The sequence below is a fragment of the Ruminococcus sp. NK3A76 genome (genome assembly GCF_000686125.1).
Taxonomy (GTDB): domain Bacteria; phylum Bacillota; class Clostridia; order Oscillospirales; family Ruminococcaceae; genus NK3A76.
In genome coordinates this window covers 3042369-3055946 of sequence record NZ_JMMA01000002.1, presented here as the reverse complement: position 1 = coordinate 3055946, position 13578 = coordinate 3042369, and the positions used below count along the sequence as shown (strand labels likewise).

The following is a 13578-nucleotide window of genomic DNA, read 5'->3' as shown; positions in this document are numbered from 1 at the left end:
TTATCTTCCTTTCTGTTTATATCATTGATATACGTTTCATTATTCGTTTGGTGGCTCTGCCGTCGCAGGCGCCCATGTGGTATTTCTTGAAATCTCTGAGCTCTGCCTTGTCACGCCCTGAAAGCTCACGCCCTACAGCGCTTATAAGCTCGCTTCCGCTTTTCACAACGGTAGTCGGGAACTCGTTTATATCAGCGTAGAAGCCGACCTTGCTTACATACTCGTCATAGTCGGGAGCGAATATGACGAACGGCTTTTCAAACAGCAGAAAGTCAAACAGCACCGACGAGAAGTCTGTTATCAGCAGGTCTGCCACGGGGAGCAGCCGCTCGGTCGGTATCTCGCAGCTGACGCTGTCTGAGTTCTTGCGCTCAAAGTGGGGGTGCAGCTTTTTGACAAGGAAATACTCCTCCTGTCCCTCAAAGGCTCTGTCAACATCGCCCTCGCCTATCATCACCGGCTCTGCCGCACTGCCCCTGAAGGTCGGCGCATAGAGGACTATCCTTTTGCCTATCGCCTCGGGGTAGCTCTCATAGAATTCCTGCTTACAGTTTTTTATAAACTGTTTGCTATAGTACATATCGCTCCTTGAAATGCCGAGCGCCTGCACAACGCCTTGCGGCTGGCGCATCATTTTACTGAACACCGGCACGCAGCAGTCAGCGCTCACTGTCAGCAGGTCGTAGTTTGCAAAGACGTTGCCCTTGTAGTATTCAGGCACCGAGAACGGCTGGTCGTAGCCGGATTTTTTCAAAAGCCCTCCTGAATGCCACAGCTGCACGACCGTTGTCTCCGGCCTTTTATCGCAGGAGGACACCGGCAGGAAGTTGTCGCATATAAAAACATACTCAGCCCTTGCATACAGCTTCATAAATCTGCACAGCCACTTGATAAGCTGCGGCTTTGACAGCTTGTCAAAGTCTCTGCACATGACCTTTATGTCATACTGCCCGGCGGCTCTCACCTCGGCGTACATCTTCCTCATCGAAAAGGGGATCTTATCGTTATGCGCATCGGCAAATATCACGAGCCCCTTTTGTATTTTACCCCTTGCCGCCCCTTTATAAACAAGCGGCAGGAAGGCGTGCTGCAAAAGCATTTTCAGCTGCTCCTTGACATATAGTTTCAGGCTCAAAGTACGGCACACCTCCAAAAATACATACTTCATTTAATTATAACATATATCCATAAAAAAGTCAAATCGAAAAGTCCCGAAAATAGGCAGTTTCGGGGAGATTTTTTATAGCAAAGATACAAAAAACGGGGAACAAAAACATAAGAAGGTTTTGGGGTCAAGCCCTTTTCCTCAAAAAGGGCTTGCGGGTATTGTTTTATTCTCGCAAACTCGAACAAAACGGCAGAGCCCCAGCGAGGTTTGGAGCAGAGCTCCAACGCCGTAGGCGCAAGGGCGGCGAACACAGTAACAAAAGAACAATAGTGCTGTGATAACAACAGAGCTGAAAAGAATGAATTGTTCGCCGCCCCCGATTTGAAACAGCGAAGCGTATTTCAAATCGTGCCTTGCGTAAGCAAGGCGAAAAGCCCGTGGGTACACACAAAAAAGACCGCCGTATCTCTACAGCGGTCTGAATTATTTAAAATTCTATCTTGGAGTAAAGTCCTGCTGATTTCATAGAGTCCTCAGGCTTGGGCTTCTTGTAGTCCTTCTCGAAGGAAGTTGTTATGTCGTAGTGCGGTCTCTGCTTGCGGTCGTTTCTTCTGCCGCCACGTCTGTCGCCGCCTCTGCGGTCGCTGTTATAGCCGCCACGTCTGTCGCTGCGTCTTTCAGTCGAGCTGATTATTACCTTTCTGTAGGGCTCCTCGCCTGTCGAGCGGCTTGTTACGCCCTCAGTCTCGGATACCTTAGCGTGGATTATACGTCTTTCGTAGGGGTTCATCGGCTCAAGAGCAGATGTTCTGCCTGTTCTCTTTACAGTTGCAGCTATCTTTGCAGCGAGGTCTTCAAGCTGCTGCTTTCTCTTTTCCCTGAAACCGTTGCAGTCTGTTGTTATGCGGAAATAGTCTCTGTTGATCTTGTTTGAAACGAGCGATGCAAGATACTGGAGCGAATCGAGCACCTCGCCCTTTTTGCCGAGGAGCTCCTCAAAGCCCTCTGCCTTGATATCGAGCAGTGCGCCGTTCTCAATGGGGGAGATATCTACCTTTGCATCATGGAAGCCCATTTTATCGAGCACCTTGATGATATACTCTGCTGCTACTGCTTCCTTGGTGATCTCATACTCTGCCTCTACCTTTGCCTCTCCCTTAGTAAAGAGCAGGCCTTTCTTGGGCTCCTCTATCACTGTGAAGCTTATCTTTTCCTCAGCAACGCCGAATTCCTCCACAGCAAGAGCCTTTGCCTCCTCTACTGTCTTGGCTGTAAACTCTTTTTTCATCTCTATTATCTATCCTTTCATCCGACGGAGCTTTTTTCAGCCTGCCGGTTAGTCTTCCTTATATTCGTCGCCGTATTTTTCGGCCATGCGCTTTCTTGCTTCGTTGAGCTTTTTGCGCTGCAGTTCCTTAAGCTCTGCCTTTGAGAGCTTCTTGTCGCCCTGGCTGTCATCGTCATCATCGTCGTCGTCATCGTCCGATGAGGAAGCTGCCTTCTTAGCGCCTTCAAGACCCTGCTGCTGAGCTTCGAGAGCCCTTTCCATAAAGGACTTCTTGCCGCTCTTTTTCTTCTTTGCGTCTTCCTTCTTGATAAGCTCCTCAACGTGCTCGGGGGTGTACACAAGGTTAAGGAACACAGTCTGCCCAAGACCCACAATGCTCGACATTACCCAGTAGATACCAAGACCTACAGGGAAGTTGAATGTTATGACGAGCGAGAATATAGGCATAACATAGAGCATTACCTTCATGCCGCCCATAGACTCTGCTGCTGCGGGGTTGTTTCTCTTTGTGAAATACTGCGAAACAAATGTCATTATAAGCTGGAAAACAAACGACAGTATCGGAACTGCCACGAGTGCGCTGTCAGCGCTGAAGCCGTGCCACTGGGGGAAGTTTTCGAGCTTGATGCCGAAGAAGGTATAGTCAAAGCTGTCTATATCCTTTCTCAGCTTGCCTGAATCGTCAACGAGGTCGATAACATCTGCATACTTGCCGTCAGCCTTGTTGAGGAAGCTGAAGTTGAGAAGCGAAGGCCTGCTCTTTGCAAGGCTTGCTGTGATGTAATCCTCATTGAGCATGAAATCCGTGTCGATATCGTTATGCAGCTTGATAGCACCGATAACTCTTTCCCACTGTGTGTCGGACATTTCGAGCTTCTCTATCTTTTCAAACTCCATAAGCTCGTCCTTGAGCTTGTTGTACTTGTCGGCCTCGGATATGCCCTCGTTATCCTTCTCGATAGTTGCGAGCATATCGGCAATGGTGGTATCATCGGTATCCTCAGCCTTGCTCACCTCATAGGAAACGGTGTAGAGGTTGGAAATGAGCTTATTTGAATCGTCGAGCTTTTCCTTATTGATATCCGTTACATAGTAAAGCGGGTTATATACGACTTCGATAAGTGCGAAAAGCACCAGCATAGTGATAAGCATAGGCAGGCAGCCTGCTGTAGGCGAGGCGTTCTCCTTTGCGTAGAGATTCATCATCTCTTCCTGATACTTTTCCTTGTTGTTGGCGTATTTCTTCTGCAGCTTCTTGAGCTCGGGCTGCAGCTTTGCCATTCTTGCTGTTGATTTCTGCTGCTTGATATTGAGCGGCAGGAGCAGCAATCTGATTAATATCGTAAAAAGAATAAGCGCAATACCGTAGTTCTTGACAAGAAGGTAGCAGCACTTCATTATCCAGCCGAGCGGTATCGCTATAACTCCAAAAAATGCAGACATATATATCTCCTTAATGACGGGGGCTATTTGCGCCCACGTTCTTTTATTCTTATCAGCCTGAATTCCTCCGGCACAGGGTCAACGCCGCCCTTGAATAGCGGATTGCAGCGCAGTATACGCCGTGCCGACAGTATGCTCCCCTTAAAAAAGCCATGCTTTTTGTAAGCCATGACCGCATACTGCGAGCAGGTAGGGTAATAGCGGCAGTGTGCCCCGGTAAGAGGGCTTATATACCTTTGGTAGAGCCTTATCAGGGCTATAGCCAGATACTTCATTTCTTACCTGCTTTTTTCTCTATCTCTTTGATAACTCTTGATCTGATGAAGCGGGTGATATCTGCCGAGCCTTTGCCGTCGATGCCGGGTCTTGCCACAAACACGATATCATATCCGATAGGCAGCTGCTGTTCACACTCTCTGTATGCTGCCCTGATTATACGCTTTGCACGGTTGCGCTGAACGGCGCAGCCTATCTTCTTTGAAACGCTTATGCCGAGCCTGCTGTACGGGGCATTATTCGCAAAAAAATACACCGCGACCATACCGCAGCTCACATAAGAGCCCTTTTTATAGGCTCTCATGAAGCCTTTGTTTTCTTTTAGCCTTACAGTAAAAAGCATAGGTATCTACCTCGACATATCCAATAAAACAATAAAGACCCAATACCTATTCAAATATGTGAATGGTATTCGGTCCTTAATTCTTATCAGTGGCTGAGTCTTGCTCTGCCCTTAGCTCTTCTTCTTGCGAGAACCTTTCTTCCGTTCCTTGTAGACATTCTGCTCATAAAGCCGTGAACTTTCTTTCTCTGCAGCTTCTTAGGCTGGTATGTTCTTTTCATTTCAAATCCTCCCTTCGCCTGCCTTCTCGGCAATCGACACTTCGGGCTTCACCTATAGAAACCCTTACAGAGTAATATTATATCAAATACAGCGATGTTTGTCAAGGCCGTTCACACAATGTTTAAAATTTGCCAATACAGTTCGGAGAGATACAGGGAGTGGGAACGCTTCGCTGCACTATTAATTATGTATATGGCAGCGCTTGCCGGGGGCTTTCCGGTCGCCCCCGGACCCCTTCGGCGCAAAAACCGCCGCCCACACAGGACGGCGGTAAAATATTACTTTGTATTGCCTAAATTCCACCTGAAGGGAGAAATTCTCTGAGCCTTGGTGTTGTCGTAGTTCCAGTTCATGAAGGTGTTTGACGGGTCGAAGTATCTGTAATCCGTCTTGGCCTTGCTCTTTGAAATGGAAAGACCCATATTCGGGCTCCTCTGAACGACCGCACCTATCCTGTGGTGCTCACGCTCGTGGTCGATTATATCTTTGGCAGTGGTGATCTTAGTGTCGCAGATATTGTATATGCCCTCGTATCTGCCCTGGGGGCCTGCGATGATAGCACAGATAAAATCCACAACGTTGAACACGCAGCAGAACTTGAAGCCGTAGTCGCCCTCATTGAAGATGAAAGCAACGTCTTCCTTGGCGTCATAGACTCTGTCGAGCAGGTTCTGGGTATACTCTGATGTATACACGGGCGCTATTCTCATTATAACCGATATAACATCGCCCTTCTTGAATTCCTTCTGCATGAGCTTCTCGCTTGTGAGCTTAAGGTCGCTGTAGTTGCTGTTGCCCTTTTCAGATGTAGTCTCTCTTATAGGCTCTCTGCCCTTTTGCAGACCGTACACCTGCGTAGTGCTCGCAAGTATGAAATTCTTTACTCTTGCATCTCTTGCAGCGGCATAGATGAACTTATCCGTCGTCTTGGAGTTTTTGAGCTCAAGATCAGTAATATACTGGTCGAGATCATTATCAACGGTATAGGCAAGGTGAACTATTGTGTCGATGCTGTTTGATTTTATTGTGTCTACTATACGATCCTTGTCGTTTGCGTCACACTGAACGAAGGTATAGTTCGGGTCAGCCCCGATAAACTCATTTGACTTGATATCCACGCCGAATACTTTATGTTTCTTTTTAAGTAATGCAGACGTAAGATACATACCTATCATCCCGCTTGCGCCTGTTATTAAGACTGATGCCAAGTCTGTCACTCCCTCTCCGCTAAAATAACACGGGCAATCTGCCTGCATATCTTATATAAAATGTACAGACTATACCCGATTATCATACAATATTATAACACATTTTCTTATTTTTGCAAATACTTTATAGATGTTTTCAAAAAATTTTGACTTTATTTATAAAAATGCTTGCTTAACTTTGTGAAGTGTGATAAAATATTTATATGAAAATTTGCTAATTGCATAGTATGGTAAAATTATTTAACGTTCTTTGCCGTTTTATGTGTGTAAAGGAGTAATAAAAAATTGTTATACACTGATCTGTTTTTCCTGCTGGCGCTGCTGCCGCTTTCGGTAATATTTTCCTTCTTTGACGAGAGCGCCGAGTACAAGAATATGGTGCTGATAATATCAGGGCTGATATTCATATCGTGGGGTCGGCCGGTGGCCTGCCTGCTTATACTGCTCTCATTTCTGTTTGACTGGGCGATGGGGCTCGCAGTCGGGCGGCTCAGGAGCAAAAGCAAAGCAGCTGCGGCGTTTTTCCTTATGCTCGATATGCTGTTCAACGCAGCGATATTCATAGTCTACACCAGAGCAGATGTCATAAGCCTGCCCGATAAGCTCACGGTAAAGAGCACGCTCATACCCTTTGCTATGGGTTATTATGTGCTCAGAGCCTTCTCTTATGTATATGATATATATATGGGCGAGGAGCCGGAAAAGAACCCCTTATGCCTGCTGACATACATGGCCTCGTTCCATTTTATGATGTGCGGGCCGCTTGTAAGATATAAGGATATTAAACCGCAGATAAGAGAGCGCAAGCCCACCGGCAAGATGCTAAGCTCGGGTTTTGACCATATAGTTTTAGGTCTTGCAAAGGTAGTTCTGGCAGGGCACGCATTGCAGCTTGTCGTAAACGCCGGGCTCGACTTTGGTGAGATGACGCTGATAGGCTGCTGGCTCGGCATGGCGGCGTTTTTCGGCAATGCATATTTCACCCTTTCGGGCCTTTGCGAGATGAGCATGGGCATGGGGCTTTTAAACGGCTTTACCTACAAGAGCAATTTTGACGACCTTGATAGCAAGGAGCTCTTCACAGGTCTCGTCAGGGGATATAACAGCTCTGTAACAGGCTTTTTCTCGGAGGCTGTCTGCTCGCCTTTCAGGGACAAGAAGATACTCCATGCGATATCGGCATTCATCTGCTGTATGACCGTCGCTGCGTGGTACAGCTTCTCAAAGCCTGCATTTATCGCAGGTGCGGCTGTCGGTGCGGTGGTAGTGCTTGAGATGATATTCGGCGACAAGCTGAGAAAGCTCCCCACGGCGGTGAGATTTAGCTATCTGACGGTGCTTTCGATGCTGATATTCGGCGCTGTGTATTTCGGCACGATGTACGGCTGGCGCAAGTGGGCGCTGGGGCTCGTGGGTGTCGGGGATAAGTATTTCCTCTCGAAGCAGCTCAAAGAGGTCCTTTTTTCAAATCTTTTCATTTTTATCGTCGGCATCATATATTTCCTGCCTGCGGCAAGAGGGCTCGTCACAAAGGGTCTTGAAAAGATACAGAGCAGGTCGTCAGGCCTTTACACCTTCGTTGAGGTGACAAAGACGGCGATAAAAGCAATACTTTTCGTTATGTGCATAGCGATGATAACCGTAGGCAAGATGTAAGGCTGCCTATTATATAAAGAGGTAATAGCAATGGCATTCAAGTATTACGATAAATACCTCACCCCCGAGGGCGCACCCGAGATGCCCGAGGACAAGAGGGGCGAGGAGCAGATAAGCAAGATAAGCGAGAGCGAGGAGCAGGGCAAGTGCTGCTTTATAAACCTTGCCGTGCTGACGCTGACGGTCATTTTCTGTGCGATGATAGTTTTCGTGCTCAGAGAAAATGACTACACAAGCCTCAACGAGACTCAGCAGCTTGACAAGGACAACTTCATGTCGGGCGAGTATTTCGGGGCGCTGGAGGAGGACGTTGTGAGCCACCTCTCGCTCAGGGAGGAGATAATCAGGGCGGACAACAACCTGCACTGGTTCTGCGGCATCGGCAACGAGTTTATGGAGCGTGAGGACGATGAGGAGCATGACCGCCCCGACAATGCTTTCAGAATGGCTGAGACACCCGTGCCCGGCAGCAGGAACAACGACACCGACCCTCATGAGGTAGTGACAAGGGTGGTGACAGAAAAGCCTGCGGACACCACCGAGGAGACCAAGAAGACAAAGAAGACCAAGAAGCCTAAAAAGACCACCACATCTGTCACAACGGCTGTAAAGGTGATGACCTCGACCGAGCCTGAGCGCTGGACGACGACCACCACCACGACCACCGAGGCTTCGACAACTACAGCGGCCACCAAGAACACCGCACCTGATATCACCACCAAGGTGACGACTGCGCCTACCGAGCCGCCGAAGACAACGACCACCAAGGCGACCACGAAGGCAACTACCAAGGCTACAACTAAGGCCACCACAAAGGCAACAACTAAGGCAACAACTAAGGCGACCGCTTCTTCTGCTGCCGATACATCGGCAGAGACCGAGCCGCCCGAGACAGACGAAGACCAGGAGCTCGAATGATGCGCCCGGCGTTTCGGTATTCTGACGACAATAAAAGATACCACACCTACAACTACTACCTGAAGCACCGCTTCGGCAGGAGGGTGTATAAGGTGCCGCTAAATATCGGCATCGGCTGCCCCAACCGTGACGGCAGCAAGGGCGTGGGCGGCTGCGCATTCTGCTCGGACAGGCTGAGCGGCGAGTTTGCAGGCGACCCGTCGCAGAGCATACTCTCGCAGTACAGGGAAGTCAGAGAGGTCATGGAGAAAAAGTGGCAAGGGGGCTTGTGCATACCCTACTTTCAGGCAGGGTCTAACACCTACACCGACATTGCCACGCTTGACCGTATGCTAAGTACAGCGCTTGCTCTGCCCGATGCGGCAGGCATAAGCATTGCGACAAGGGCTGACTGTCTTGATGCTGAAAAATGCGCCCTGCTCGGCGAGTATGCTAAAAAGACATACCTTGTCTGCGAGCTTGGCTTGCAGACGGTGCATGACAGCACGGCAAAAGCCATGAACCGCTGCCATACATACGATGATTTCCTTAATGGCTATGAGCTGCTGCGAAAAAACGGCGTGAATGTATGCGTGCATATAATAAACGGCCTGCCGGGTGAGACACATGAGATGATGCTCAAAACGGCAAGCGAGATAGCAGGGCTCGATATACACATGGTGAAGATACACCTTCTGCATATACTCAAAAATACAAGGCTTGCCAGGATGTATTCAGAGGGCGGCTTTGCGGCTATGGAGAAGGACGACTACATAAACACCGTCTGCGACCAGATAGAGCTCTTCCCGGAGGAGTTCGTGATAGGGCGGATAACCGGCGACGGCGCAAAGGATGAGCTCATAGCGCCGAAATGGAGCACCGACAAGAGGTCAGTCCTTAACGGGATAGACATGGAGCTTGCAAGACGAGACAGCCGGCAGGGGGCAGCTTACAAAGCAAGGTGAGCACATTCCTGCATAAGACCGGCCTGAAAAAAGGAGGCGGCGATATTATGATAAAAGCAGTTCTGACGATAGATGACATAGCATCAGGCAACACCCCTGCGATAGCAGACTATCTCAACGAAAAGGGGATAAGGTGCGTGACGTTTACAGAGCCCATGTTTATCGGCAGATAAGTATATCAATGGCAGCACAGCCATAAATTGACAAAACAAAGCACCTGTGGTATAATATACAACAGGTGCATGGAGTGTCCTTACGGACACTCCAGAGTTTTATTTCGCCGATTTCATCGGCGATTTTGCAAGCAAAACCATAAAACTCTACATAGCGTAGGCGGTCAAATATAACCCCCGATCTTTTGAAAGGGGGTGAGGAAAAATGAGCGTTATCGAGGTACTGACTTTGCTGTTACTCATAACAAACATTTCAGCCCTTTTTGTTGAGATCTATAATAACAAAAAGAAATAACCGCCTCACTCCTACATAAGGCGGTTATTATACATAATAATTGACTTCAGGGGGTGACCGCTTGCCGCAGGCACCTCTTTGTTATCTATATTATACCACGCAAAAACGCATTTGTCAATAAATTTGAGAGGAAGATAAAAAATGAAAAGATCAATGACACTTACCTACGAGGTGGGCAGCGGACTTTATGTCAACGTGACAAACAAATGCCCCTGCAACTGCACCTTCTGCATAAGAAACAACGGCGACGGGGCTTACGGCTCTGACCCTCTGTGGCTTGAGCATCAGCCGAGCGCCGATGAGCTTATTGAGAGCATAAAGACAAGAGACCTTGCAAAATACAGCGAGGTGGTCTTCTGCGGCTACGGCGAGCCGACCTGTGAGCTTGAAACTATGCTCAGAGTTGCTGACTATATAAAGAGCATCAGCAGCATCAAAACAAGGCTCAACACCAACGGCCTTGGCAACATCATAAACAAAAGGCGCATAGAGCCCGAGCTCAAGGGCAGGCTTGACAGCGTTTCTGTTAGTCTAAATGCCCCCACCAAGGAGGAGTATGACGAGGTGACACGCCCCTCTTTCAAGGACGTTGACTGCTTTGCTGCGATGTTTGAGTTTGCGCAGGAGGTAAAGAAGTACGTTCCCGAGGTGATGTTCACGGTAGTTGATGTTATCGGTGAGGACAAGATAGAGCTCTCACGCCAGCTTGCAGACAAGGCAGGCATAAGGCTCAGGGTGAGGGAGTATATAAGCGGATAAGTTTGACAAAACAAAACGCCTGTCGTATAATGGTCACAGGCGTTCGTAAAACGGTAAGCGGTTTTGATCTTCCTCCGGAAACGGAGGTGAGAAAAGATGAGTGTTATCGAAGTATTGACATTGCTCTTGCTTATAACAAACATCATAGCTCTTGTTGTTGATATTTACAGCAATAAAAAGAAATAACCGCCTCACTTCCACATAAGGCGGTTATTACATAATAACTAAACCATTGGAGGCAGACCGTTTATCACGAGCGCCTCTTTGTTGTCTATAATTATAGCACGAAAAAACAAAAATGTCAATAGCTTTTAAGGACTGAATAAAAATGACTGAACTAAAACGTGAATATTTCGACATATGCGTAATAGGCGCAGGCCATGCAGGGTGCGAGGCGGCTCTTGCCGCAGCAAGGCTCGGGCTTAAAACGGCGCTCTTTACGATAACGCTCGACGGTGTTGCTAATATGCCCTGCAACCCCTCTATAGGCGGTACTGCCAAGGGGCATCTCGTGCGTGAGATAGATGCTCTGGGCGGTGAGATGGGCAAGGCGGCGGACAAGACATTCCTGCAAAGCAGGATACTAAACCGTGGCAAAGGCCCTGCTGTTCACAGCCTGCGTGCGCAGATAGACAGGGTGGCTTACCATAACCTTATGAAGCACACAATAGAGAAGCAGGATAATCTCTACCTTAAGCAGGCCGAGATAACCGATATACTGTTTGAGGATAAAAAGGTCGTCGGCGTGCGCACAAAGCTCGGCACTGAGTATGAGTGCAAGGCGGCTATAATCGCAAGCGGAACTTACCTCGGCGGCATGATACACGTAGGGGCTGTTTCCTACAAGAGCGGCCCTGATGCGACAAACCCTGCCGAAAAGCTCACCGACTGCTTAAAGGCTCAGGGAATGACTATCCGCCGCTTCAAGACAGGCACGCCTGCAAGAGTACACAAGCGCTCTATCGACTTTGAGCTTTTGGAAAGACAGGACGGCGATGAGAAGATACAGCCATTCTCGTTTGAGACGACAGGGGAGCTTAAAAACACCGTCTCCTGCTATGTTGCATACACAAATGCCGAGACGCACAAGGTCATAAAGGACAATATACACCTCTCGCCTATATATTCGGGGCGAATAGATGCTATAGGCCCTCGCTACTGCCCCTCTATTGAAGACAAGATAATGCGCTTTGCTGACAAGCCGAGACATCAGCTGTTTATCGAGCCTATGGGTCTTGACACTGAGGAGTATTATCTCCAGGGAATGAGCTCATCTCTCCCTGAGGCGGTGCAGCTTGATTTTCTGCACACGATAAAGGGCTTAGAGCACGTCGAGATAATGCGTAACGCCTACGCTATAGAATATGACTGCTGCGACCCGACCGAGCTGCTTGCGACACTTGAATTCAAGGCTTTCGAGGGGCTTTACGGCGCAGGGCAGTTCAACGGCACCTCCGGCTATGAGGAGGCTGCCGCACAGGGGCTTATCGCCGGCATAAACGCTTCCTTGAAGATAAAGGGCGAGCCGCCGCTCGTGCTCGACAGGGCTTCCTCCTACACAGGCACGCTTATTGATGACCTTGTTACAAAGGGCTGCTCTGACCCATACAGAATGCTTACATCACGAAGCGAATACCGCCTGCTCCTGCGTGAGGACAATGCTGACCTGCGCCTGACCGAGCACGGCCACAGGGTTGGGCTTATAAGCGATGAAAGATATCAGGCGTTCCTTATAAAGAAGGAGCTTATTGAAAAAGAGACTGCAAGGCTCAAAACTGTAAACCTCTCGCCAAACAGCGGCATAAACGAGTATTTGGAGAGCATAGGCACAGAGCCGCTGTCAACAGGCATCAAGCTCTCGCAGCTGTTAAAGCGCCCCGAGGTGACATATGAGGGACTAAGACCCTTTGACCCCGAGCGGAAAGAGCTGCCCGATGAAGTAAAGGAGCAGGCAGAGCTCAACATCAAGTACGAGGGCTATATCAAGATACAGCTCGAACAGGTCGAGGCTATGCGAAAGTTAGAGGAGAAAAAGCTGCCCGAGGGCATCGACTACAGCACAGTGACAGGCCTGAGGTTAGAGGCAGCCGAGAAGCTAAACAAGATGCGCCCGTTATCAGTCGGGCAGGCAAGCAGGATATCGGGGGTAAACCCTGCCGATGTGAATGTGCTGCTGATATGGCTGACGCACGAGGAAAGGGGCGGCAGGAATGACGGCTAAAAAACGCTCGACCGACTGCAATTCCTGTGTAAACTTCGTTTACGACGAGGACTACGAGGAATACACCTGCCTTGTCAACTTAGACGAGGACGAATACTACAGGCTGCTCAATCATTCCGACTACGTCTGCCCTTATTACAGGCTCGATGATGAGTACGGCGTGGTAAGAAAACAAAACTGAAAATACAACAAGGCGATGCTTTCTTTTTGCAAAAGCATCGCCTTATTTTTTTTAGGCAACACCGCACAAAGACCGCCTGAAGGCTTTGTACGCAACTTACTTGCATCTTTTCCGTCATATTACACATTTTTTCCTTGAAATACGGTAGTATTCCTTCGAAAAATCTGTGCAATCTGACGAAAAAGCTGACTGCGCAATTTGCGCACAATCTTCGTGCGGTGTTGCCTTAAATAATTCTGTAAAATCAGAATACGCTGTAAAGAGTATATACGCCCGCCCCGACAATCAACGGGATAAGCTGAAAAGTGAGCATATCACGCTTTTTGTCCAAGCCAAGTATCCTGAATAAAAGGTTTGGCGCAAGCAGTATGAAAAGCCACATAAGCAGCGTGAAACTGCCGAGCTGAATGCTGTGGTCTTTTACATCTTCTTTGTCGAAAACAAAGCCGTAAAACACAGCATAGAATATCACCGAAACTGCGCCGATAAGCAGATTTGTTACAACGGAAAGTGTGCGAATGATGTTTGTTTTCATAATGTCTC

15 protein-coding genes are annotated in these 13578 nt (G+C 48.5%); 7 read left to right on the top strand and 8 right to left on the bottom strand.

Annotated elements, in window-relative coordinates; all coding sequences use genetic code 11:
• Positions 1-16 precede the first annotated feature (16 nt).
• The 7 genes from CD05_RS0114185 to CD05_RS0114155 form a co-directional block, all read right to left on the bottom strand.
• Positions 17-1135 carry a CDP-glycerol glycerophosphotransferase family protein gene (locus tag CD05_RS0114185; RefSeq protein WP_028511032.1) on the bottom strand — a complete coding sequence of 373 codons (1119 nt, stop codon included), beginning with the start codon at positions 1133-1135 and terminating at the stop codon, positions 17-19.
• A 460-nt stretch (positions 1136-1595) separates the two neighbouring features.
• Positions 1596-2396, bottom strand: coding sequence for an RNA-binding cell elongation regulator Jag/EloR (gene jag / locus CD05_RS0114180; protein WP_028511031.1), 801 nt, complete (start codon positions 2394-2396; stop codon positions 1596-1598).
• A gap of 48 nt (positions 2397-2444) precedes the next feature.
• Positions 2445-3839: a YidC/Oxa1 family membrane protein insertase gene (locus tag CD05_RS20070; protein WP_028511030.1), complete on the bottom strand. Its 1395-nt coding sequence runs from the start codon at positions 3837-3839 to the stop codon at positions 2445-2447.
• 23 nt (positions 3840-3862) lie between these two features.
• On the bottom strand, positions 3863-4114 hold the full coding sequence (yidD, locus tag CD05_RS0114170; RefSeq protein WP_028511029.1) for a membrane protein insertion efficiency factor YidD: 252 nt from the start codon (positions 4112-4114) through the stop codon (positions 3863-3865).
• Positions 4111-4458, bottom strand: a complete 348-nt coding sequence (rnpA, locus tag CD05_RS18870; protein ID WP_037323048.1) for a ribonuclease P protein component — start codon at positions 4456-4458, stop codon at positions 4111-4113. Before rnpA ends, yidD begins: the two co-directional genes overlap by 4 nt.
• Positions 4459-4544: 86 nt before the next feature.
• Positions 4545-4679: a 50S ribosomal protein L34 gene (rpmH, locus tag CD05_RS0114160; RefSeq protein ID WP_028511028.1), complete on the bottom strand. Its 135-nt coding sequence runs from the start codon at positions 4677-4679 to the stop codon at positions 4545-4547.
• Between the two features lie 279 nt (positions 4680-4958).
• Positions 4959-5888, bottom strand: a complete 930-nt coding sequence (locus tag CD05_RS0114155; RefSeq protein WP_028511027.1) for an NAD(P)-dependent oxidoreductase — start codon at positions 5886-5888, stop codon at positions 4959-4961.
• 285 nt (positions 5889-6173) lie between these two features.
• On the opposite strand from CD05_RS0114155, the gene CD05_RS0114150 reads away from it, so the two are divergent.
• From CD05_RS0114150 to CD05_RS0114110, 7 genes are all read left to right on the top strand, one after another.
• Positions 6174-7544: a hypothetical protein gene (locus tag CD05_RS0114150; protein ID WP_028511026.1), complete on the top strand. Its 1371-nt coding sequence runs from the start codon at positions 6174-6176 to the stop codon at positions 7542-7544.
• Between the two features lie 30 nt (positions 7545-7574).
• On the top strand, positions 7575-8462 hold the full coding sequence (locus tag CD05_RS0114145; RefSeq protein WP_028511025.1) for a hypothetical protein: 888 nt from the start codon (positions 7575-7577) through the stop codon (positions 8460-8462).
• A complete protein-coding gene (locus CD05_RS0114140) occupies positions 8459-9406 on the top strand; it encodes a TIGR01212 family radical SAM protein (protein ID WP_242841274.1) in 948 nt (315 codons plus the stop codon). The genes CD05_RS0114145 and CD05_RS0114140 overlap by 4 nt, the downstream gene beginning before the upstream one ends.
• Positions 9407-9453: 47 nt before the next feature.
• Complete coding sequence (locus CD05_RS21195; RefSeq protein WP_242841273.1) at positions 9454-9579, top strand: polysaccharide deacetylase family protein; 126 nt, start codon at positions 9454-9456, stop codon at positions 9577-9579.
• 436 nt (positions 9580-10015) lie between these two features.
• On the top strand, positions 10016-10633 hold the full coding sequence (locus CD05_RS0114125; RefSeq protein ID WP_037323045.1) for a TIGR04100 family radical SAM protein: 618 nt from the start codon (positions 10016-10018) through the stop codon (positions 10631-10633).
• 328 nt (positions 10634-10961) lie between these two features.
• Positions 10962-12854: a tRNA uridine-5-carboxymethylaminomethyl(34) synthesis enzyme MnmG gene (gene mnmG / locus CD05_RS0114115; protein ID WP_028511022.1), complete on the top strand. Its 1893-nt coding sequence runs from the start codon at positions 10962-10964 to the stop codon at positions 12852-12854.
• The gene (locus tag CD05_RS0114110; RefSeq protein WP_028511021.1) at positions 12844-13035 is read left to right on the top strand and encodes a DUF6472 family protein; all 192 of its coding nucleotides are present in this window, start codon (positions 12844-12846) and stop codon (positions 13033-13035) included. The genes mnmG and CD05_RS0114110 overlap by 11 nt, the downstream gene beginning before the upstream one ends.
• Before the next feature lie 244 nt (positions 13036-13279).
• Here CD05_RS0114110 and CD05_RS0114105 read toward each other — a convergent pair whose 3' ends face one another.
• Positions 13280-13570, bottom strand: coding sequence for a hypothetical protein (locus tag CD05_RS0114105; RefSeq protein ID WP_028511020.1), 291 nt, complete (start codon positions 13568-13570; stop codon positions 13280-13282).
• Positions 13571-13578 lie beyond the last annotated feature (8 nt).

Bases quoted from the DNA above. Each gene is read 5' to 3' on its own strand.
- CD05_RS20070 (WP_028511030.1), bottom strand. From the start codon at position 3,839: ATGTCTGCATTTTTTGGAGTTATAGCGATACCGCTCGGCTGGATAATG.
- rnpA (WP_037323048.1), bottom strand. From the start codon at position 4,458: ATGCTTTTTACTGTAAGGCTAAAAGAAAACAAAGGCTTCATGAGAGCC.
- CD05_RS0114145 (WP_028511025.1), top strand. From the start codon at position 7,575: ATGGCATTCAAGTATTACGATAAATACCTCACCCCCGAGGGCGCACCC.
- CD05_RS0114125 (WP_037323045.1), top strand. From the start codon at position 10,016: ATGAAAAGATCAATGACACTTACCTACGAGGTGGGCAGCGGACTTTAT.
- mnmG (WP_028511022.1), top strand. From the start codon at position 10,962: ATGACTGAACTAAAACGTGAATATTTCGACATATGCGTAATAGGCGCA.
- CD05_RS0114105 (WP_028511020.1), bottom strand. From the start codon at position 13,570: ATGAAAACAAACATCATTCGCACACTTTCCGTTGTAACAAATCTGCTT.
- CD05_RS21195 (WP_242841273.1), top strand. From the start codon at position 9,454: ATGATAAAAGCAGTTCTGACGATAGATGACATAGCATCAGGCAACACC.
- CD05_RS0114110 (WP_028511021.1), top strand. From the start codon at position 12,844: ATGACGGCTAAAAAACGCTCGACCGACTGCAATTCCTGTGTAAACTTC.
- jag (WP_028511031.1), bottom strand. From the start codon at position 2,396: ATGAAAAAAGAGTTTACAGCCAAGACAGTAGAGGAGGCAAAGGCTCTT.
- yidD (WP_028511029.1), bottom strand. From the start codon at position 4,114: ATGAAGTATCTGGCTATAGCCCTGATAAGGCTCTACCAAAGGTATATA.
- CD05_RS0114140 (WP_242841274.1), top strand. From the start codon at position 8,459: ATGATGCGCCCGGCGTTTCGGTATTCTGACGACAATAAAAGATACCAC.
- rpmH (WP_028511028.1), bottom strand. From the start codon at position 4,679: ATGAAAAGAACATACCAGCCTAAGAAGCTGCAGAGAAAGAAAGTTCAC.